Below are 19156 nucleotides of genomic sequence, written 5' to 3'. Positions count from 1 at the left end.
TCCGCCATCGATAGAACGTCTGCTGCGTCACGCCAATCTGGCGCACCGCCTCGGCAATCGTCGCCCCTTGCCCTTGCAACACCTCAACCTGCCGAAGCTTCGATACAATCTCTTCGGGCTTCTCTCGCTTTCCAGCCATCGCTGATCCTCCAATTTGAGGGATAATCTATCCCAGTTGGTGGACCACTTTCAGCGGGCTACTCCACATTGTGGGGCCGAGGGAGCCTTCGCGCGTAGCTTCTCGGGTGCGGTGAAACATGAACCACGCGGTCTTGTAAGTGACACCGATGGAGCGGTGCAGTTGGTGGGCCGAAATGCCCTTCTTGGACGAGGCCATGAGGAAGGTGGCCAACATCCACTTGTTGAGCGGCACCTTAGAGCGTTCGAAAACGGTGCCACGGTCACAGTGAACTGCTTGCGGCAATCACCACACTGGTAGAGGCTGGGGCGATGCGACTTACCTTCCAGCTTCTTGCACTTCTCGGCGCCGCCGCAGTGCGGGCAGTATACACCATCCGCCCAACGGGTCGCCTCAAGATACTCTCGGGCGGCGTCTTTATCGGTGAACATGGGATCGGTCAGGTTCATGGATCTATCCCCTTGAAGCTGATGTAAGAATTGTCGATTGCTTTTCCAAGTATATAATCGCCTAAGGTTAACCGGCGATATCGGTCATGCGGTACAGGCGGGGACGCCGATGACCGCGCCAGTGGAAGCCCAGCGCTTCTGGCAGCCCGCCTCCACGCAAGGCGGGCTGTCTTCCCTCTTCCGGTTCTTCCATTGGCTGCAAATATCCCCGCCGGAGGCAGACCGACCTGCCCGCCCGTGCAACGCCCGCAGCGCCGGGCGCGACGCTTTCAGAACGCATAGCCGAACCGGGCGATATCCTCGGCGCAAAAAGCCCCGACCAGCGCCGCCGTCGCCTCGGTATAATATCCCCGGTAATCCTTCGCCCGCGCCGAGGCGTTCTCGCGTCCAATCTCCGGGCGAAAGCCCAGATGCGCCTCAAGCGGCGCCAGATCTGCCTCCAGATGCTCCAGCCGCAGATAGAGATCCGCGCGCTCCCGACCGGTCACATCGCGCATATAGCTGGCGTAGGGGGCCGCGCGCAGGCTGGCGGCGATCTGCGGATGCGCCAGGAAATCTGCGAAATCAAGTGCCTGCGCCAGCCGCACCGCCGGGTGCTCGAAGCGCTGCGTTTGCAGCCAGTGGTAATAGCTCACCATCCTGTCCCACGGGTTGCGCACCAGCGTGAAGGTGAACAGGGCGCCGATCTCCCCGGGGCTCAGCACCCCGTCGATATCCGCCAGTGTCGAATGTTTCCACAGCCGCCCGCGCGCGGAAAGCCGCTTCACCCGCCCCCGCCGCCTGCGCGCCTTCGGCGTATCGCCGATCAGGATATCGTCGCGATGCGCCCGTGCTTCCAGCGCCGCCGCCATTGAGGTGCCGCCGGTCTTGGGGATATGCACAAAGATATAGCGGCGGCCCGGAGAGATGATCATGGGCGTCAGAATAACCCTACGTTTCAAAGACGAAAATCCCCGATTCGGGGCTTTTCCACATCGCTACGACTGCGCATAGTCCCGAGCACGAGCTATCGAGGGAGGACGCCATGGGCTGGCTTGCCAATGAAACCGGACTGGGAAAATGCGCGGCGAATTTCGTGCCGCTCACTCCGCTTTCCTTCCTGATCCGCGCCAGACAGGTCTATCCCGACCACATGGCGGTGGTCTATGGCCCGCATCGCAAGACCTATGCCGAGTATTACGAACGCGTCACCCGGCTCGCCTCCGCGCTGACGAAAATCGGCATCGCCCCCGGCGATGTGGTGGCCACCATCCTGCCCAACATCCCCGCCCAGGCCGAGGCGCATTTCGGCGTGCCCGCCTGCGGCGCGGTGCTGAACACGATCAACACCCGGCTCGATATCGACACCATCGCCTATATCCTCGATCACGGCGAGGCCAAGGTGGTGCTCTGCGATCCGCAGTTCATCCCGCATCTGGCCGAGGCCATCGAGATGATGGAGACCGAGGCGCCCACGGTGATCGAGGTCGCCGACCCGCATGGCGGCGCGCCGCATCTGGGCGAATATCAGGAATACGAGGAGTTCCTCGCCACCGGCGATCCCGATTTCGACTGGATCCTGCCCGAGGACGAATGGGAGAGCCTCGCGCTCAACTACACCTCGGGCACCACCGGGCGGCCCAAGGGCGTGGTCTATCACCATCGCGGCGCCTATCTCAACGCCATGGGTCAGGTGCTGAGCTGGCGCATCACGCTGCATCCGGTCTACCTGACCATCGTGCCGCTGTTTCACTGCAACGGCTGGTGCCACACTTGGATGATGCCCGCCGTGGGCGGCACCGTGGTCTGCTGCCGCGACATCGCCGCGCATAATATCTACGACGCCATCGCCGACGAAGGCGTGACCCATTTCGGCGGCGCGCCCATCGTGCTGAACATGATCGTCAACGCCAAGGAGGAGGAAAAGCGCGCCTTCGACCATGTGGTCGAGGTCTTCACCGCCGGCGCGCCCCCTGCCCCCGCCACGCTCGCCAAGATCGAGACCATGGGGTTCAACGTCACCCAGGTCTACGGGCTGACCGAGACCTACGGGCCGGATGTGGAATGCGCCTGGCAGGGGAGCTGGGATCACATGCAGGGCGGTGACCGCGCCGCGATGAAGGCGCGCCAGGGCGTCGGCATGCCCTTCATGCAGCATGTCACTGTCATGGACGAGCAGATGAACATCGTCGCCATGGACGGCGAGACCAAGGGCGAGATCATGCATCGCGGCAATGGCGTGATGAAGGGCTATCTCAAGGCGCCCAAGGCCACCCGCGAGGCCTTCGAGGGCGGCTACTTCCATTCCGGCGACATCGCCGTGCTGCATCCCGACAGCTATCTCCAGATCGCCGACCGGGCGAAGGACATCATCATCTCCGGCGGCGAGAACATCTCCTCGGTCGAGGTCGAAAACACGCTGATGGCGCATGAATCTGTGCTGCTCTGCGCGGTGGTGGCGAAGCCAGACGAGAAATGGGGCGAGGTGCCCTGCGCCTTTGTCGAGCTGAAACCTGGCCACGAGGCCAGCGAGGCGGAGCTGATCGCCTTTTCCCGCGAGCGGCTGGCGGGGTTCAAGACGCCGAAGAAAGTGGTGTTCGAGGAACTGCCCAAGACCTCTACCGGCAAGATCCAGAAGTTCCAGCTGCGGGCGCGAGCAAAGGATCTCTGACCGTCATGCCTGCCCGGGCATCCGGGCAGGCACCGCTCGCGCCGGGCTTAATGCGCCAGCATCTCCGAGACGATCTGCTCGGGGCTGAGCGTCGCGGGGTAGTAGGTCGGCCAGTTGGTCAGTTCGCTCAGCAGCGCCTCGCGGTCGTCGCCCCAGTACAGGTGGTAGTGGTCAGACACCGACGGCGCGATGCGGTGGTCGCTGAACTGGATAAAGCCCGGCGCGGCATCGTCGCCCTCGGTCTTCTCGAAGATGAAGCGCACGCCGCGATTGCCGGAATCGTAGGTCAGTACCTCGTAGCCGTCGCTTTCATAGGTGCCCGACACGCTGTCGGCGCCGGTGAAGAAACGCACCGTCGCGCCGTCGATCTCGATCCGGTCGACATCGGTGGCATAGCCGGTGTCGTAATAAGCACGGTAGTCCTCGGCGCTCTTGTCGCCATGCGCCGCCTTGTCGGCCATCACCGGATCGAGCGTGCCGTCCTGCAACAGCGGATAGACCGACTGCCATTCGCCTTCCCAGTCCGAGAGCGGACGGTCGGCGATCTGGGAATCCTGGAAATAGCCCTTGTAAATCTGCGCTGCATCGGCGCTGTCGTCATGGGTATGTGCGTGATCGTGGTCATGCGCGTGATCGTCGGCTTGCGCCTGCATCGGGCCTGCCAGGCAGAGCAGCGAAGACAGCGCAATGGCGCCAAGAGATCCGGTGAGGGTCTTTTGCATGGAAGGGAACCTTTTCTTCAGTCAGCACAGATTATCTGTAAATGTAATGTTATTACATAACACACCTTCGCTATCGCAAAGTTTGGCGACAGGCAATGGGGCGGCGCGGGAAATTCCCGCATCGGCGAGGAGCGCCGTGGCCACCGCATTGCCCATGGCCGCGCGCGCATGCTACATTGCACCGAAACGAGGCAGAGCAGCCCGCCATGACGGCACTCAAACAATATGAACGGCTGGAAGCCTCGGGCCTGTGGCGGCCCGAACCCGGAGCGCAGCGCCGGGAGGTGATCGTGTCGCTGGGCGATGCCTCTCTGACCATTTCCGAATTCTCCGGACGGGCGCTGGCGCACTGGTCCCTGCCCGCCGTGCGGCGCGCCAACAAGGGCCAGCGCCCGGCGATCTATCACCCCGACGGCGATCCCGGCGAGACGCTGGAACTCGCCGAGGACGAAACCACGATGATCGAGGCCATCGAGCGGCTGCTGCGCGCCATCGACCGCCGCCGCCCGCGCCCCGGCAAGCTGCGGCTCTACCTGATCGGCGGTGTGGCCACGGTGCTGCTGGCGGGCGCGCTGTTCTGGCTGCCCGGCGCGCTGCTCAAGCACACCGAGCGCGTCGTGCCCACGGTCAAGCGCGAGGAGATCGGCACGGCGCTGCTGTCGCGGATCACCCGCGTCGCCGGTCAGCCCTGCATGACCGAAGAGGCGCGCCAGCCGCTGCGCCACCTGGCGCTGCGGGTGCTGGGCGAGACCCGGCAGGACGATCTGGTTGTCTTGCCCGGCGGCGTGCGCGAGACGGCGCATCTGCCCGGCGGGCTGATCCTGATGAATCGCGCGCTGATCGAGGATCACGAAGACCCCGATATCGCGGCGGGCTATATCCTCGCCGAGGCGCTGCGCGCGCGCCGTACCGATCCGCTGGGCGACCTGCTGGAGCATGCCGGGCTGTGGTCGTCGCTGCGGCTGCTGACCACCGGCAGCCTGCCCGACGGTGCGCTCGATTCCTATGCCGAGACGCTGCTCACCCGCGACGCGGCGCCGCTGCCCACCGATGCGCTACTGCGCGCCTTCGGCACCGCACAGCTCCGCAGCTCGCCCTATGCCTTTGCCCGCGACATGACCGGTGAAAGCACGCTCGCGCTGATCGAGGCCGATCCCTATGCCGGCGAGGGCAGCCGGCTGGTGCTCTCCGATGCCGACTGGGTGCGGTTGCAGAGCATCTGCGGCGGCTGAGCCCGCAAACGGAAAACCCCCGCCACGTCTCCGCAGCGGGGGTCTGAGCTCAATCCGAAAGCGCCCGGCTCAGCGCGTATAGGCCTGCACATACCCCGTCGCATGCACCCGGCTCAGCGCCGCATCCAGAGCCGACGCACTGCGATAGGGGCCGACCACGACGCGGCGCTGCTGCGGTGCATCGCCGCCCGTCCGGGCATAGCGCACCGGCAGGCCTGCGCCTGTCAGACGGCGCGCGGCGGCAGCCGCCTTGGCTTTGGTGGTAAAGAGCCCGATCTCCACATAGCGCGGCGCGCTTCTGGGCGCGGCGGCGTTCACCGGTGCCGACCGGGTCGAGATCACAGGGTTACGCGACGCGCGCTCCTGTGCCGGGCTCCGCCCGCTGGTGGCGATCACCGGTGACATGGCCGGCGCCTCGGCCCGGTAGAGCACCACGGGCTCACGCGCGGGGATGCGCCGCGCATAGGGCAGGTTCTGACGTGGCACGGTGTTGGTCCAGCGTTTCTGCGTGGCATAGAACCCGTCGACCGTCTGCCAGGCGCGGTAAGGATTCAGCCTATCGTCCTCCCAGGCGGGGCGATAGCCCGCGGGCACCACCGGCGGCACCTCGGAGCGGCTTTCCCAGACCTGATCGGGCACAATACGCGTGCCCGGCCGGCCAGCCAGGGCAACCGGGTCGTCCGTAACCGTGCCGAGACGGCTGTCGTCCCAGCTGCCGCGCCCGTTGCCGTAATTGTAATAGACGTTCTTGCCCGCGCTCGGCGCCTCGCCTCGGCGGATCTCGGTGACGAAGGGGCTCGATTGCGGGCCGCAGCGTACCTGCATGCCATCTCGCATAATCGTGCCGGTGTAATTCGCAGGGCAGCCCCGCCCCGGCGCAACCTTGACCACACGCTGCGGCTGCGGTGCCGGAGCAACGGGTTTCGGAACGGTCTTGACCACGGTCTTCGGCGGCGGCGCCGAGGGCGGCTTGGAAGCCGGCGCCTTGACAACGCGCGGTTTCGGCGCAGGCTTCGAGGCCACGGTCTCGATGGGTTTCGCGCTGCGGCTCACACGGGTCGGCGCAGGCGCCGGGCTGGGTTTGGCCGCCGTCTTCGGCGCGGGTTTGGCAGCGGGTTTCGGCGCCGGGGCCGCCGCGGTCTGCGTCGTCTTGCCGAGGGTCGGCGCATAGCCGCAGACCTGATCCCGGTCACGGGTCACCCGGGGCACCCAGATCACCGCACCATCGAACCCCGCCCGCACAAAGACGCAGCCCCGGCTGTCGACATACTGCCGGCCGGAATAGCTCGACGGCGGCAGTTCCGCCGGCGTGTCGATGGTGGTGATGCCCTGAGCCAGCGACGGTGCCGCGCCGATGCTCGGGGCCGCGGCCAAGGCAAGGATCGCCAGTGTTTTCAATCGCATGTCTGCCCCCAGATAAATGCGGCCAGCATGCAATATCCGCTTGATGCTGTAAAGCGTAAGCACGGCTTATTTTGTGCCGAACATCCGGTCACCCGCATCCCCTAGTCCCGGAACGATATAACCCTTTTCGTTCAAGTGGCTATCGAGCGAGGCTGTGACGATGGGCACATCCGGGTGCGCCTCCTTCATCCGCGCCACGCCTTCCGGCGCCGCCAGCAGGCAGAGGAAACGGATATCCCTGGCGCCGGCCTCCTTCATCAGGTCGATGGCCGCAGCAGAGGAATTGCCCGTCGCCAACATCGGATCGACCACGATCACCGTACGGTCCTGCAAATTCTTCGGCACCTTGAAGTAATACTGCACCGGCTTCAGCGTTTCCTCGTCGCGATAGAGCCCGACAAAGCCCACCCGCGCCGCCGGCACCAGCTCCAGAATCCCGTCGAGCAGCCCGTTGCCGGCGCGCAGGATCGACACCAGCACCAGCTTCTTGCCCTCGATCACCGGCGCTTCCATCTCGCAGAGCGGCGTCTCGATCTTTTTGCTGGTCACCGGCAGCTCGTGGGTGACCTCATAGGCGAGCAGCAGGCTGATCTCGCGCAGGAGCTGGCGGAAGGACGCGGTCGAGGTGTCCCTTTCGCGCATCAGGGTCAGCTTGTGCTGCACCAACGGGTGATCGACGACGGTGAGATGCTGTTTCATGCGCGGGCGCTCCTTCTTGGCGTATCGCCTATTTCCATAGCGATGCCGCCCCGCCCCCGCAACGGCGTGCCGCGCGCGAAACCGAAACCACAGGGCCGCGGCCCGTAGGGTGGGCAATTCTTGCCCACCGCCCGCCGTGCCAGCCGCCGCTCAGCCCAGCCGTTTGAGCAGTGCCGCGCGGGTCTCCTCGTCGCAGAACGCGGCCTCGGCGGACGTGCGGGCGATCTCGGCAAAGACCTCCTCGTCCCAGCCAAAGACCCGCGCCAGCGCCTCGTATTCATCGGCCATGCTGGTGTGAAAGAACGGCGGATCGTCGGTCGAGACGGTCACCTTCACGCCGCGTTCGCGCAGTTTCTCAATCGGATGCGCCGAGAGCTTCGGGTAAACCCCGAGCGTCACGTTGGAACCCGGGCAAACCTCTAGGACAATCCCGTTCTCCACGATCTTATCCACAAGCGCCAGATCCTCGATGGATCGCACCCCGTGGCCGATGCGTGCGACTCTCAAATCGTCGATCGCTTCGGCCACTTCGCGCGGCCCGCGCCACTCGCCGGCATGGCAGGTGAGCTTCAGCCCCGCCTCGCGCGCCATGTCGAAGCCGTAGGCGAAATCTTTCGGGCTACCCCGGTTCTCGTCGCCCGCCATGCCAAAGCCCACCAGCCAGTCGCCCGCCGTCTCGGCGGCGCAGAGCGCGGCGCGCTTGGCCTTCTCGGGGCCGAAATGCCGGATGCAGGTGACGATGCCGCGCAGGGCGATGCCCATATCGCGCTCCGCCGCCTCCGCCGCCTCGCGCATTGCGTGCAGATAATCCCGCCAGGCGCCGAGATCTCCGCCGCCGCAGAAATCTGGCGACAGGAAGGTTTCCGAATAGATCACACCGTTTGCGGCGCTTTCCTCAAGCACGGCGGTGACGAGGCGCGCGTAATCCTCGGGCCCCTTCAGAACAGAGGTCGCGGCCTCGTAAACCTCCAGAAAATGCCCGAAATCCGTGTAGGCATAGCTGCCGTTCCCGGCAAAGACCCCGTCGAGCCGCACGGATTTCTCCTGCGCCAGCCCCCGGATAAACGCCGGCGGCGCGGCGCCCTCCAGATGCAGGTGCAGCTCGACCTTGGGCAGCGCACGGATCGCCGCCAGACGCTCTTCGTCCATCACAGGAAACTCCTCCCGGCGCCACGCGCCGCAACCCCGAGATGCGCCGCAACGCTGGCAGCGACATCGGCAAACCCGACCTGCCCGGCGCAGCCCGCGCCCTTGCCGGCCACCAGCACCGGCACCCGCTCGCGGGTGTGATCGGTGCCCCGCCATGTAGGGTCGTTGCCGTGATCGGCGGTGATCAGCAACATGTCGCCTTTGCGCAAGCGTGGCAGCAGCCGGCCAAGCTCGGCATCGAACCATTCCAGCGCACGGGCATAGCCCGAGACATTTCGCCGGTGCCCGTAAAGGCTGTCGAACTCGACAAAATTCGCGAAGGTCAGAGAACCGTCCCCGGAGTTATCCACAAGCCGTCCGAGATGGCTCATCAGCGTGGCATCGTCGCCTTTGTGCAAGGCGTCGATCCCCTCCATCGAGAAGATATCGCCGATCTTGCCCACCGCATGCACCGTGCCGCCGGCCTCCTGCACCCAATTGGTCAGCACCGGCTCGGGCGGACGGATGGCGTAGTCGTGCCGGTTGGCGGTGCGGGCAAAACTGCCCTCTTGCCCGACGAAAGGCCGCGCGATCACCCGCCCCACCCTCATCTCATGCAGCAGCGGCGCGATGCTCTCGCAAAGCGATAGCAGCCGGTCGAGACCGAAGCGCTCCTCATGCGCGGCGATCTGGAACACGCTGTCGGCGGAGGTGTAGCAGATCGGCCAGCCCGTGCGCAGATGCTCGGCCCCGAAGCGTTCCAGCATCACCGTGCCCGAGCCGTGGCAATTGGCCAGCGTCCCCTCGGTGCCCGCGATCTCGCAGACCTTCGCCATGAGATCCGCCGGAAAGGCGGGCTGGGTATCGGGAAAATAATGCCAGTCCCAGGGCACCGGCAGCCCGGCCAGCTCCCAGTGGCCCGAGGGCGTGTCCTTGCCCTTCGAGCGCTCCGTCGCGGCGCCCCAGAGCCCGCGCGGCGCAGCGCCCAGCCCCGGCGGCAGCCTGCCGCTGGCCAGCTCCACCGCCCGGCCCAGCCCCAGCGCGTCGAGATTGGGCAGGTGCAACGGCCCGCTGCGCCCCTCTTCCGCTTCACCCCGGGCGCAGGCCTCGGCGATGTGCAACACGGTGTTGGCGCCGGTATCGGGATGGCCGTCGTTGAAATACGCCCCTGCATCCGGTGCGCCGCCGATGCCCACCGAATCCATCACCACCAGAAAGGCTCTCATACGATGCGCTCCCGGACCAGCGGCCCGGCCTCGGCGGAATCGCCCAGCGCGATGGCGTTCTGCACCACGCGGATCGCTTCCTCGGCCTGATCCTCGCGCGCCGCGTGAATCCGCGCCAGCGGCCCCCCCTGCTCGACGCGCGCGCCCAGCCGCACCACATCCGAGAGCCCCACCGCCGGGTCGATCCGGTCGGTCTCGACCGTGCGCCCGCCGCCCAGCCGCACCACCGCAAGGCCCAGCGCCTCACCGTCAATCGACGCGACATGGCCGGAAACAGGCGCCGGGATCTCACGGATCACCGTCGCCTCGGGCAGGTAACGCCCCCAGTCCTCGACAAAATTCATCGGCCCGCCCAGCCCGTAAACCATGCGCCCCATGCGCTCGGCGGCGGCCCCGCCATCGAGCGCCGCGCGCAGCTTCGCCTCTGGATCGGCAATCCCCGCCCCCTCCAGCAGCGCCGCGCCCAGCGCCAGCGTCAGCTCGTAGAGCGGCCCCTGATCGCGCCCGGTCAGCACGCGCATCGCCGCGTCCACCTCCAGCGTATTGCCCAGCGCCGCGGCAATCGGCTGGTTCATATCGGTGACAAAGGCGGTGGTCGGGCAGCCGGCAGCGTTGGCGGTGGACACCAGCGCCTGCGCCAGCGCGCGCGCCTCTTCGTCGGTCTTCATGAAGGCGCCGGAGCCGACCTTCACGTCGAGTACCAGCCCCTCCAGCCCCGCCGCCAGTTTCTTCGACAGGATCGAGGAGGTGATGAGATCGAGGCTCTCCACCGTCGCGGTCACGTCGCGCACAGCATAGAGCCTGCGGTCGGCGGGGGCGATCTCGGCGCTGGCCGAGACAATCGCACATCCGGCCTCGCGCACCACCTGGCGAAACCGCGCCTCGTCGGGCGCCACCGCATAGCCCGGGATTGCGTCGAGCTTGTCGAGCGTGCCGCCGGTATGGCCCAGGCCCCGCCCCGAGATCATCGGCACATAGACGCCGCAGGCAGCAAGCGCCGGCGCCAGCACCAGCGACACGCAATCGCCGACCCCGCCGGTAGAGTGCTTGTCGACCACCGGCCCGTCGAGATCCCAGCGCATCACATGGCCCGAATCGCGCATCGCCAGCGTCAGCGCCACGCGGTTCTCCTCGCTGAGCCCGCGCAGGCAGATCCCCATGGCAAAGGCCCCGGCCTGCGCCGCGCTGACAGAGCCGTCCGCCAGCCCCTTGGCGAACCAGCGCAGCCCTTCCGCCGTCGGGTCCTCTCCGCGCCGCAGCGCCGCGATCACCGCCCTCGCCTCCATCATGCGCGCTCCATATGCCCCGGATCGAAGGCGCCGGGCAGCAGCTCGGCCACCGTCGTAACCAGCTCGGCCCCGTCCACCGTGGCCAGCGTCACCTTCGCCTCCGAGCGCGCGAATTCCGCCAGCTTCTGCCGGCAGCCGCCGCAGGGCGGCACCGGATGAGCGCTGTCGGCGATCACATAGGCCTCGGCGATCTCGGTCTCGCCGGCGGCGATCATGGCGGCGATGGCGCCGGCCTCGGCGCAGGTGCCTTCGGGATAGGCCACGTTCTCGACATTGCAGCCGACATAGACCGCGCCCGAGGGCGTGCGCAGCGCCGCCCCCACCTTGAAGCGCGAATAGGGCACATAGGCGTTCTCGCGCACCGCCCGCGCGGCTTTCTCAAGATCCATCGCTCTGCCTCCTGAACCGGAACCGGGCCTCATGTTTGCGAGGCCCACGCCCTGATTGCAAGGCCGCATTCCCCTGCCCGCACGGCAGGAGCGAGGCGCCGCCCCGCCCCTTCATCTTTCTCCAAATACTCCAAATATACCGCGCCGCCCGCACGGCACCCAGAGCAGCGCGCGGCCTCTCAGCTCGCCCGGCGCGGCATCGGGGTGCTGGCGCGATTGTAGGGCTTCCAGTCCTCGATGTCGGGATACCAGGCCTTGCGCCAGGCCCTGACCTTCGGGTTCATGATCCGGCGCCAGAGCGGCGGCACCATCGCCGCCATGGTCATGATCGGATAGCCATAGGGCAGCTGCGGCGCCTCGCGTTCCTCGTAATTCTGCAACAGCGGAAAGCGGCGGTCGGGCTTGTAATGGTGATCGGAATGGCGCTGAAGATTGATCAGCAGCCAGTTCGTCGCCGTATGCGCCGAGTTCCACGAGTGATGCGGCTTCACATGCTCGTATCTGCCGTCGCCCAGATGGCGCCGGGTCAGCGCGTAATGCTCCACGTAATTGGTCAGCTCGAGCTGCCAGATCGCCACCCCCGCCTGCACGACAAAGAACAAAAGCCCCGACCAGCCCGCCAGCAACACCGCCAGCGCCAGCATCGCCAGTTGCAGGGCCGCGTATTTCCAGAACGGGTTGCGCCGGTGCCACCAGGGCAGCTTGCGCCGCGCAAGCATGGCCGCCTCGGCGCGGAAGGCCGAGGCCGGGCATTCGCGCAGCACCCGCGGATAATAGCGGTGGAACCCCTCGTTGTAGCGCGCCGTCACCGCGTCGCGCGGCGTGCCGACCCAGACGTGATGCACCAGCAGGTGCTCCGAGCGGAAATGCGAATAGAGCACCATCGCCAGCAGCCAGTCGGCAAGGTTGCGCTCCAGCCGGTTCGACTGATGCAGCAGCTCATGGGCATAGACGATGCCCACCGTGCCGGTCATCACCCCGGTGCCGAACATCACCCCGAATTTCTCCCAGCCGTTCAGGTGATCGCTGTGGCCGAGATACCAGATCAGCGCATAAAGCGTCACGAACTGCACCGGCGCCCAGAGCATCACCCCCAGCCGGTACCAGAAGAGCCGGCTTTCCTCGGTCTGCGGATCGGCGCTTTCCTTGTTGAGCCCCAGCGCCACGTCCAGCGCCGAGAACAGATACCAGGTCGCGAGCGGCGGCAGCAGCACCCAGAGCCCGCCCCTGACCGCGCCCAGCATCACCAGCGGCGGCAGGATATAGGTGAGCCAGAAGGGCATCGCCGCGGTGACGCGGGCGACCTTGTCCGAAGAGATCATGATCCGTCTCCGTTTGCGCGATCCGATGCGCGTTCCGGGGGAGCTTACTCCTGCGACCGGAGCGCGTCACGAGACGATCCGCCGCATTTCCGAGGTTTTGAATCGGAAAAACCGCGCTCAGCTTCCGCGCGCCAGATCGTAAGCCTTGCGCATCACCGTCGGCAGGTCGGAGGGGCTGAACTCCGCCAGTTCGATGAACGCGCCGCGCGTCGCGGGGCGGTCCATCGGCACCAGCGCGGTCTTGACCGTCAGGCGCAGGTGGAAATGCGTGAAGGTGTGGCGCGCCTCGCCGGGCAGCGTCTTCCATTCGGCGCGGATCGGCGGCGCCTCCCCGGGCGCCTCGTTCCACTCGCTGCCGGGCCAGCCCAGCATGCCGCCGAGCAGCCCCTTGTCCGGCCGGCGTTCGAGCAGCCAGGCGCCATCCACCCGACGCACCAGATAGGCGATGCCGAGCCGCGTGGGCTTGCGCTTCTTCGGCGCCTTCTTCGGCAGTTCCGCCGCGGTGCCCGCCTCCCAGGCGGCGCAGGAAGGCCGCCACGGGCAGAGCCCGCAGGCCGGGTTGCGCGGCGAGCAGATCGTGGCGCCGAGATCCATCACCGCCTGCGCATAATCGCCGGGCCGTTGCTGCGGTGTCAGCGCGGCGGCCATGTCGGTCAGCACCGGCTTGGCCTGCGGCAGCGGCGTGTGCTCGTCATGCAGCCGTGCCATGACACGCTCGACATTGCCGTCCACCACCGTGGCCGGCAGGTCGAAGGCGATGGCCGCGATGGCGCCCGCCGTATAGGGGCCGATGCCCGGCAGGCCCAGCAGCCCCTCGTAGCTGTCGGGGAACACCCCGCCATGCTCTTCGGCCACGGCGCGGGCGCATTTCAGCAGGTTGCGGGCGCGGGCGTAATAGCCGAGCCCGGCCCAGGCGGCCATGACATCCGCATCCGCCGCCGCCGCCAGATCCGAGACCGTCGGCCAGCGCGCGGTAAAGGCCTCGAAATAGGGTTTGACCGCCGGCACGGTGGTCTGTTGCAGCATGATCTCCGAAAGCCAGACACGATAGGGATCGGGGCGCATCCCCGCCGCGCGGGCGCGCGGTCCGACCCGCCAGGGCAGATCCCTTGCGTGGCGGTCGTACCAGTCGAGCAAATCCGTGGCGCGGGCGGTTTCACGCAAATCTGACATTCCCTTGATTGGATGATTCCGGGCTGGCGCCCGCAGGCGCGCCCACTAGAATAGCGCCACAGAGAGGGATTCAAGATGAAACGGCGCAGCACGACCTACGGCTTTGCCCAGACCGGGGGGCTTCTGAAACAGAACATCCGCCGCGCCAGCGAAAGCCGCGGCTTTGCGCAATCCCGTGTGCTCACCCATTGGGAAGAAATCGCCGGGGCCGAGATGGCCGCGATCTCGCGCCCGGTGGAGATCGGCTATGGCCGCGGCAGCCTCGGTGCGACGCTGACGCTGCTGACCACCGGCGCCAACGCGCCGCTGCTGGAGATGCGCAAGGAAGAGCTGCGCGAGCGGGTCAACGCGATCTATGGCTATAACGCCATCGCCCGCATCCGCGTCACCCAGACCGCCGCCACCGGCTTTGCCGAGGGCCGCGTCGCCTTCGAGCATCGCGCCAAGCCAAACGCCAAACCCGCCCCCACGCCGGAAATCGTCGCCGAGGCGCATAACGCCACCGAAGGCGTGACCGACGAGGGGCTGCGCCAGGCGCTCGAACGGCTGGGCGCAAACGTGATAACCAAATCGCAACGCTGACGGCCCGCCGCGCGGGCGAGCGAAGACAAGAAGGAAAACAGATGAAGCGTATCCTGACCACCGCCGCGCTCGCGGCCGTTCTTTCCGCCGGCGGCTCCTGGCTCGCCGTCCCGGGCGGCACGACCCTGCCCGGCGCCGCCAGCGCGCAGGAGGCCGCAGAGGAGGTCACGGTCACCGATATGACCCTCGGCGATCCCGACGCGCCGGTCGAGGTGATCGAATACGGCTCGTTCACCTGCCCGCACTGCGCCGCCTTCGAAGAGACCGTGTTCCCGCAGATCAAGGAAAACTATGTCGATACCGGCAAGGTGAAGTTCACCTTCCGCGAGGCCTATTTCAACAAGTTCGACATGTGGGCCTCGCTGATGGCGCGCTGCGGCGGCGAGATGAAATATTTCGGCATCGTCGACATGATCTATAGCGGCCAGGACGACTGGGCACGCAAGGGCAGCGAGGCCGAGGTCGCCGACGCACTGCGCAAGATCGGTCGTCTCGCGGGCATTGAGAACGATGCGCTCGACGCCTGCATGAGCGACGGCGAACAGCTCAAGGCTCTGGTGACCTGGTATCAGGCCAATGTCGAGAAAGACGGGTTCAACTCCACCCCGTCCTTCGTGATCGACGGCGAGCTCTACACCAACATGTCCTATTCCAAATTCGCCGAGATCCTCGACGAGCGCGTCGCGGCGGCGGAATAAGACCGCCCTGCCGGACCGGCACACCGGTCCGGTTTTGTCCAAAACACCAAGGGCGCGGGTGCCGCAGGGCATTCGCGCCTTGATACCCCCCGCATCCCCGCGATAAAGCAGGCGTCACATTCACCCCTGCGGAGCCCGCGTGACCCGTTTCATCGCCCCCCTGCTTTTCGGACTCATCGGCGCCGGCATTCTTGTCTGGCTCGGCATCTGGCAGATGCAGCGGCTGGAGTGGAAACAGGGCGTGCTGGCCGAGATCGAGGCGCGGATTTCCGGCGATCCCGAACCGCTGCCGGTGATGATCTCTCCCGGAGAGCAACGCTATCAGCCGGTGGAGCTCAGCGGAGAGATCCTGCCCGGAGAGATCCGCGTGCTGGTCAGCCAGAAACAGATCGGCGCCGGCTACCGCATCGTCTCGCCCTTCCTCACCGAAGACGACCGGCTGATCCTGCTCGACCGCGGCTTTACCCGCGACGAATTCAAGGACACCCCGCGCCGCACCGGCCCGGCGGAGGTGCAGGGCAATCTGCACTGGCCCGACGACCGCAATTCCGCGACGCCCGAGAACGACGTTGCCGCGAATATCTGGTTCGCCCGCGATATCGGCGCCATGGCCGAAGAGCTGGGCACCGAGCCGCTGCTGGTCATCGCGCGCGCCACCGATCCGAAAGATCCCGAGATCGACCCGCTGCCGGTGGACACCAGCGGCATCCCGAACGATCACCTGCAATATGCCATCACCTGGTTCTCGCTGGCCGTGGTGTGGCTGATCATGACCGCCTATTACATCGCGCGGCAGAGAAAGACCGGAGAGACCTGAATGCGCTACATCTCCACCCGCGGCCAGGCGCCGTCGCTGAGCTTCGAAGAAGCGATGCTGTCCGGGCTGGCCCGCGACGGCGGGCTCTACGTGCCCGAGACCGTGCCCGAGATGTCCAAAGACGATATCCGCGCCCTGCACGGGCTGAGCTATGAGGAGACCGCGTTTCGCGTGATGCGGCCCTTTGTCGGCGACAGCTTTTCCGACGAGACCTTCGGCGATCTGATCGCCAGGGCCTATGCGGGCTTTGGCCACAACGCCCGCGCGCCTTTGGTGCAGCTGGCGCCGGGGCATTTCCTGCTGGAGCTGTTCCACGGCCCGACGCTGGCGTTCAAGGATTTCGCCATGCAGCTCATCGGGCAGCTCTTCGAAGAGGCCCTCACCCGGCGCGGCGAGCGGGTGACCATCGTCGGCGCCACCTCCGGCGATACCGGCTCGGCGGCCATCGAGGCCTTCAAGGGGCTGGACGCGGTGGATGTGTTCATCCTCTTCCCGCATGGCCGCGTCTCGGAGGTGCAGCGGCGCCAGATGACCACGCCGCCCGAGGCCAATGTGCACGCGCTGGCGCTCGACGGGCATTTCGACGACTGCCAGGCCAAACTCAAGGACATGTTCAACGATTTCGCCTTCCGCGACGAGGTGCGGCTGGCAGGCGTGAACTCGATCAACTGGGCGCGGGTGCTGGCGCAGGTGGTCTATTACTTCTCTGCCGCCGTGTCGCTGGGCGCGCCCGACCGCAAGGTCAGCTTCACCGTGCCGACCGGCAATTTCGGCGACATTTTCGCCGGCTATATCGCCAAGAAGATGGGCCTGCCCATCGACCGGCTGGTGGTCGCCACGAACCAGAACGACATCCTGCACCGCTGCCTCTCATCGGGCTCTTATGCCAAGGGCGAAGTCTTCCCCTCGATCAGCCCCAGCATGGACATTCAGGTCAGCTCGAATTTCGAACGCGCCCTCTTCGACGCTTACGGGCGCGACGGCAATGCGGTGGCGCAGCTCATGGACGAGCTGAAAGACGGCGGCTTCAACGTCAGCCAGGGCGCGTTGCAGGCCCTGCGCGAGCATTTCGAGAGTGGCCGCGCCTCGGAAGAGGAAACGCTCGCCACCATCGCCAAGGCGCATGCCTCCATGGGCGAGCTGCTCTGCCCGCATTCCGCCATCGGCGTGAAGGTGGCCGAGGAGCACCGGGTGCCCGACACCCCGATGATCACGCTGGCCACCGCGCATCCGGCGAAATTCCCCGACGCGGTGGAAAAAGCCAGCGGCATCCGCCCGCCCCTGCCCGAGCGCATGGCCGATCTCTTCGACCGCCCCGAGCGCGTCACCCGCGTCGCCAACGATCTCGGCGCGCTGGAAACCCTCATCCGGGAGCGTCTTGCCAAGTGACCGTAGAACTCACCACCCTCAAGAATGGCCTGCGCATCGTCTCCGAGCCGATGGACGGGCTGCAATCGGCCTCGCTCGGCATCTGGGTCACCGCCGGTGGTCGCAACGAGCGGCTCGAACAGAACGGCGTCGCGCATTTCCTCGAACATATGGCCTTCAAGGGCACCAAGACCCGCAGCGCCTTGCAGATCGCCGAGGCCATCGAGGATGTCGGCGGCTATATCAACGCCTATACCTCGCGCGAGGTGACCGCCTATTACGCCCGCGTGCTTGAGAACGACACCAGGCTGGCGATGGACGTGATCTCCGACATCCTGCTCAACCCGGTGTTCGACGGGCGCGAGATCGAGACCGAGCGCCATGTGATCCTTCAGGAGATCGGCCAGGCGCTGGATACCCCCGACGACGTGATCTTCGACTGGTTGCAGGAGCGCGCCTATCAGGGCCAGCCGCTGGGGCGCACGATCCTCGGCGAGGCGGCCAATGTGCGCGGCTTCGGGCGCGAAGATCTCGAAACCTTCGTCACCGAGCATTACGGGCCGGATCAGATGATCCTGTCGGCGGCAGGCGCCGTCGATCACGCGGCGCTGGTGGAACAGGCCGAGGCGATCTTTGGCGATCTCGCGCCGCGCCGTGCCGCCGCGCCCGAGCCCGCCCGCTTCATCGGCGGCGAGACCCGCCACGAGAAAGCGCTGGAACAGGCGCATTTCGCCCTCGCCTTCGACGGGCCGGGCTATCGCGATCCGGGCTTCTACACCGCACAGATCTATGCCATCGCGCTCGGCGGCGGCATGTCCTCGCGCCTCTTCCAGGAGATCCGCGAGAAGCGCGGGCTCTGCTACACAATCTTCGCACAGACCGGCGCCTATGCGGATACCGGGCTGACCACGATCTATGCCGGCACCAGCGGCGAGGAACTGGCCGCGCTGGCGGGGCTGACCATCGACGAGATGAAGCGCGCCGCCGAGGATCTCAGCCCCGAGGAAATCGCCCGTGCCCGCGCCCAGATGAAGGCCGGGCTGCTGATGGGGCTGGAAAGCTCGTCTTCCCGCGCCGAGCGCATGGCGCGCATGGTGCAGATCTGGGGCAAGGTGCCGCCCATCGAGGAAACCGTGGCGCGGATCGACAACGTCACCACCGGCGACGTGCGGCTCTTTGCCGAAGACATGGCGGCGCGCGCCCCGGCGGCGCTGGCGCTTTACGGGCCGGTCAGCGGCGCCCCGGGGCTGGAGGCGTTGCAGGCCCGCCGGGCGGCGTGATGCTGGCGAGGCGGCGCAAGCTCCGGCTCGACACCGAGCGGCTGGTGCTGCGCCCGCCGCAGCACGGCGATTTCACCAACTGGGTGACGCTGCGCGTGGAGAGCCGCGGCTACCTGACACCGTGGGAGCCCTCCTGGGCGCCCGATCACCTCACCCGTCGCGCCTTTACCAACCGGGTCTACTGGGCCAATCGCTCCATCGCCGGCGGCACGGCCATACCGCTCTTCATCTTCCGCCGCGAGGACGAGCAGCTCCTGGGCGCCATCACACTCGACAATATCCGCCGCGGCCCGGCGCAATCGGGGGTGCTGGGCTACTGGACCGGCCAGCCCTATGCGCGCCAGGGCTATATGCGCGAGACCATTGCGGCACTGGTGCATCACGCTTTCGAACGGCTCGACCTGAGCCGGATCGAGGCCGCCTGCCTGCCGGAGAATGTCGCCTCGCGCGGGCTGCTGGAGCGCTCGGGCTTCAAATACGAGGGCGTGGCGCAGAGCTATCTCCAGATCAACGGGCGCTGGCGCACCCATGTGCTTTATGCGGCGCTGCGCGGCGACCGGCGCGGCAAGACCCAGGTGGGCTGAGCGGA

The 19156-nt window shown here is 66.7% G+C and carries 18 protein-coding genes and 2 pseudogenes; 8 read left to right on the top strand and 12 right to left on the bottom strand.

The genetic code is table 11. The features are described 5' to 3' along the window. The 3 genes and pseudogenes from I6N89_RS25565 to I6N89_RS20695 all read right to left on the bottom strand — a co-directional run. Positions 1 to 139, bottom strand: a pseudogene (locus tag I6N89_RS25565) (IS3 family transposase); the annotation flags it as partial. A 72-nt stretch (positions 140 to 211) separates the two neighbouring features. Beyond that, positions 212 to 588 (bottom strand): annotated as a pseudogene (locus I6N89_RS20700) (transposase); the annotation flags it as partial. 269 nt (positions 589 to 857) lie between these two features. Beyond that, the gene (locus I6N89_RS20695) at positions 858 to 1502 is read right to left on the bottom strand and encodes a sulfotransferase family 2 domain-containing protein (RefSeq protein WP_207020324.1); all 645 of its coding nucleotides are present in this window, start codon (positions 1500 to 1502) and stop codon (positions 858 to 860) included. 110 nt (positions 1503 to 1612) lie between these two features. On the opposite strand from I6N89_RS20695, the gene I6N89_RS20690 reads away from it, so the two are divergent. After that, positions 1613 to 3238 (top strand): AMP-binding protein, encoded by a 1626-nt coding sequence (locus I6N89_RS20690; RefSeq protein WP_207020318.1) that lies wholly within the window; start codon positions 1613 to 1615, stop codon positions 3236 to 3238. Between the two features lie 47 nt (positions 3239 to 3285). Here I6N89_RS20690 and I6N89_RS20685 read toward each other — a convergent pair whose 3' ends face one another. After that, on the bottom strand, positions 3286 to 3960 hold the full coding sequence (locus I6N89_RS20685; RefSeq protein ID WP_207020317.1) for a ZinT family metal-binding protein: 675 nt from the start codon (positions 3958 to 3960) through the stop codon (positions 3286 to 3288). Positions 3961 to 4166: 206 nt separating this feature from the next. Here I6N89_RS20685 and I6N89_RS20680 point away from each other — a divergent pair, with 206 nt between their 5' ends. Further along, a complete protein-coding gene (locus I6N89_RS20680; protein ID WP_207020316.1) occupies positions 4167 to 5192 on the top strand; it encodes a hypothetical protein in 1026 nt (341 codons plus the stop codon). A gap of 69 nt (positions 5193 to 5261) precedes the next feature. Here I6N89_RS20680 and I6N89_RS20675 read toward each other — a convergent pair whose 3' ends face one another. The 8 genes from I6N89_RS20675 to mutY all read right to left on the bottom strand — a co-directional run bounded on the left by I6N89_RS20675 (position 5262) and on the right by mutY (position 13813). After that, positions 5262 to 6596, bottom strand: coding sequence for an SPOR domain-containing protein (locus tag I6N89_RS20675; RefSeq protein ID WP_207020315.1), 1335 nt, complete (start codon positions 6594 to 6596; stop codon positions 5262 to 5264). 66 nt (positions 6597 to 6662) lie between these two features. After that, complete coding sequence (gene upp / locus I6N89_RS20670; protein ID WP_076696542.1) at positions 6663 to 7295, bottom strand: uracil phosphoribosyltransferase; 633 nt, start codon at positions 7293 to 7295, stop codon at positions 6663 to 6665. 150 nt (positions 7296 to 7445) lie between these two features. Next, positions 7446 to 8444: an adenosine deaminase gene (locus I6N89_RS20665; RefSeq protein ID WP_207020314.1), complete on the bottom strand. Its 999-nt coding sequence runs from the start codon at positions 8442 to 8444 to the stop codon at positions 7446 to 7448. Further along, positions 8444 to 9649 (bottom strand): phosphopentomutase, encoded by a 1206-nt coding sequence (locus I6N89_RS20660; RefSeq protein WP_207020313.1) that lies wholly within the window; start codon positions 9647 to 9649, stop codon positions 8444 to 8446. The genes I6N89_RS20665 and I6N89_RS20660 overlap by 1 nt, the downstream gene beginning before the upstream one ends. Further along, positions 9646 to 10935: a thymidine phosphorylase gene (locus I6N89_RS20655; protein WP_207020323.1), complete on the bottom strand. Its 1290-nt coding sequence runs from the start codon at positions 10933 to 10935 to the stop codon at positions 9646 to 9648. Before I6N89_RS20655 ends, I6N89_RS20660 begins: the two co-directional genes overlap by 4 nt. Further along, positions 10935 to 11327 carry a cytidine deaminase gene (locus I6N89_RS20650; protein ID WP_207020312.1) on the bottom strand — a complete coding sequence of 131 codons (393 nt, stop codon included), beginning with the start codon at positions 11325 to 11327 and terminating at the stop codon, positions 10935 to 10937. The genes I6N89_RS20655 and I6N89_RS20650 overlap by 1 nt, the downstream gene beginning before the upstream one ends. 179 nt (positions 11328 to 11506) lie before the next feature. Beyond that, positions 11507 to 12649: an alkane 1-monooxygenase gene (locus I6N89_RS20645; RefSeq protein ID WP_207020311.1), complete on the bottom strand. Its 1143-nt coding sequence runs from the start codon at positions 12647 to 12649 to the stop codon at positions 11507 to 11509. 117 nt (positions 12650 to 12766) lie between these two features. Beyond that, positions 12767 to 13813 (bottom strand): A/G-specific adenine glycosylase, encoded by a 1047-nt coding sequence (gene mutY, locus I6N89_RS20640; protein WP_207020310.1) that lies wholly within the window; start codon positions 13811 to 13813, stop codon positions 12767 to 12769. An 84-nt stretch (positions 13814 to 13897) separates the two neighbouring features. Between mutY and I6N89_RS20635 the strand changes: the two genes are divergently transcribed. The 6 genes from I6N89_RS20635 to I6N89_RS20610 all read left to right on the top strand — a co-directional run bounded on the left by I6N89_RS20635 (position 13898) and on the right by I6N89_RS20610 (position 19151). Next, positions 13898 to 14404, top strand: a complete 507-nt coding sequence (locus I6N89_RS20635; protein WP_207020309.1) for a DUF721 domain-containing protein — start codon at positions 13898 to 13900, stop codon at positions 14402 to 14404. A 41-nt stretch (positions 14405 to 14445) separates the two neighbouring features. Next, positions 14446 to 15102, top strand: a complete 657-nt coding sequence (locus I6N89_RS20630; RefSeq protein WP_207020308.1) for a DsbA family protein — start codon at positions 14446 to 14448, stop codon at positions 15100 to 15102. 139 nt (positions 15103 to 15241) lie between these two features. After that, positions 15242 to 15919 (top strand): SURF1 family protein, encoded by a 678-nt coding sequence (locus I6N89_RS20625; protein WP_207020307.1) that lies wholly within the window; start codon positions 15242 to 15244, stop codon positions 15917 to 15919. Beyond that, on the top strand, positions 15920 to 17308 hold the full coding sequence (thrC, locus tag I6N89_RS20620) for a threonine synthase (protein WP_207020306.1): 1389 nt from the start codon (positions 15920 to 15922) through the stop codon (positions 17306 to 17308). Beyond that, a complete protein-coding gene (locus tag I6N89_RS20615) occupies positions 17305 to 18567 on the top strand; it encodes a M16 family metallopeptidase (RefSeq protein ID WP_207020305.1) in 1263 nt (420 codons plus the stop codon). The genes thrC and I6N89_RS20615 overlap by 4 nt, the downstream gene beginning before the upstream one ends. Then, positions 18567 to 19151, top strand: coding sequence for a GNAT family N-acetyltransferase (locus I6N89_RS20610; protein ID WP_207020304.1), 585 nt, complete (start codon positions 18567 to 18569; stop codon positions 19149 to 19151). Before I6N89_RS20615 ends, I6N89_RS20610 begins: the two co-directional genes overlap by 1 nt. Positions 19152 to 19156 lie beyond the last annotated feature (5 nt).

The sequence above is a fragment of the Salipiger abyssi genome (assembly GCF_017311415.1).
In the GTDB taxonomy this organism is placed as follows: Bacteria; Pseudomonadota; Alphaproteobacteria; order Rhodobacterales; family Rhodobacteraceae; genus Salipiger; species Salipiger abyssi_A.
Note: the sequence above shows the minus strand (reverse complement) of the source record. Positions and strands in the feature narration are given on the sequence as shown.

Excerpts from the sequence above, each read along its gene's own strand:
- I6N89_RS20695 (WP_207020324.1), bottom strand. The coding sequence starts at position 1,502 with ATGATCATCTCTCCGGGCCGCCGCTATATCTTTGTGCATATCCCCAAG.
- I6N89_RS20690 (WP_207020318.1), top strand. The coding sequence starts at position 1,613 with ATGGGCTGGCTTGCCAATGAAACCGGACTGGGAAAATGCGCGGCGAAT.
- I6N89_RS20685 (WP_207020317.1), bottom strand. The coding sequence starts at position 3,960 with ATGCAAAAGACCCTCACCGGATCTCTTGGCGCCATTGCGCTGTCTTCG.
- I6N89_RS20680 (WP_207020316.1), top strand. The coding sequence starts at position 4,167 with ATGACGGCACTCAAACAATATGAACGGCTGGAAGCCTCGGGCCTGTGG.
- I6N89_RS20675 (WP_207020315.1), bottom strand. The coding sequence starts at position 6,596 with ATGCGATTGAAAACACTGGCGATCCTTGCCTTGGCCGCGGCCCCGAGC.
- upp (WP_076696542.1), bottom strand. The coding sequence starts at position 7,295 with ATGAAACAGCATCTCACCGTCGTCGATCACCCGTTGGTGCAGCACAAG.
- I6N89_RS20665 (WP_207020314.1), bottom strand. The coding sequence starts at position 8,444 with ATGGACGAAGAGCGTCTGGCGGCGATCCGTGCGCTGCCCAAGGTCGAG.
- I6N89_RS20660 (WP_207020313.1), bottom strand. The coding sequence starts at position 9,649 with ATGAGAGCCTTTCTGGTGGTGATGGATTCGGTGGGCATCGGCGGCGCA.
- I6N89_RS20655 (WP_207020323.1), bottom strand. The coding sequence starts at position 10,935 with ATGGAGGCGAGGGCGGTGATCGCGGCGCTGCGGCGCGGAGAGGACCCG.
- I6N89_RS20650 (WP_207020312.1), bottom strand. The coding sequence starts at position 11,327 with ATGGATCTTGAGAAAGCCGCGCGGGCGGTGCGCGAGAACGCCTATGTG.
- I6N89_RS20645 (WP_207020311.1), bottom strand. The coding sequence starts at position 12,649 with ATGATCTCTTCGGACAAGGTCGCCCGCGTCACCGCGGCGATGCCCTTC.
- I6N89_RS20635 (WP_207020309.1), top strand. The coding sequence starts at position 13,898 with ATGAAACGGCGCAGCACGACCTACGGCTTTGCCCAGACCGGGGGGCTT.
- I6N89_RS20630 (WP_207020308.1), top strand. The coding sequence starts at position 14,446 with ATGAAGCGTATCCTGACCACCGCCGCGCTCGCGGCCGTTCTTTCCGCC.
- thrC (WP_207020306.1), top strand. The coding sequence starts at position 15,920 with ATGCGCTACATCTCCACCCGCGGCCAGGCGCCGTCGCTGAGCTTCGAA.
- I6N89_RS20610 (WP_207020304.1), top strand. The coding sequence starts at position 18,567 with ATGCTGGCGAGGCGGCGCAAGCTCCGGCTCGACACCGAGCGGCTGGTG.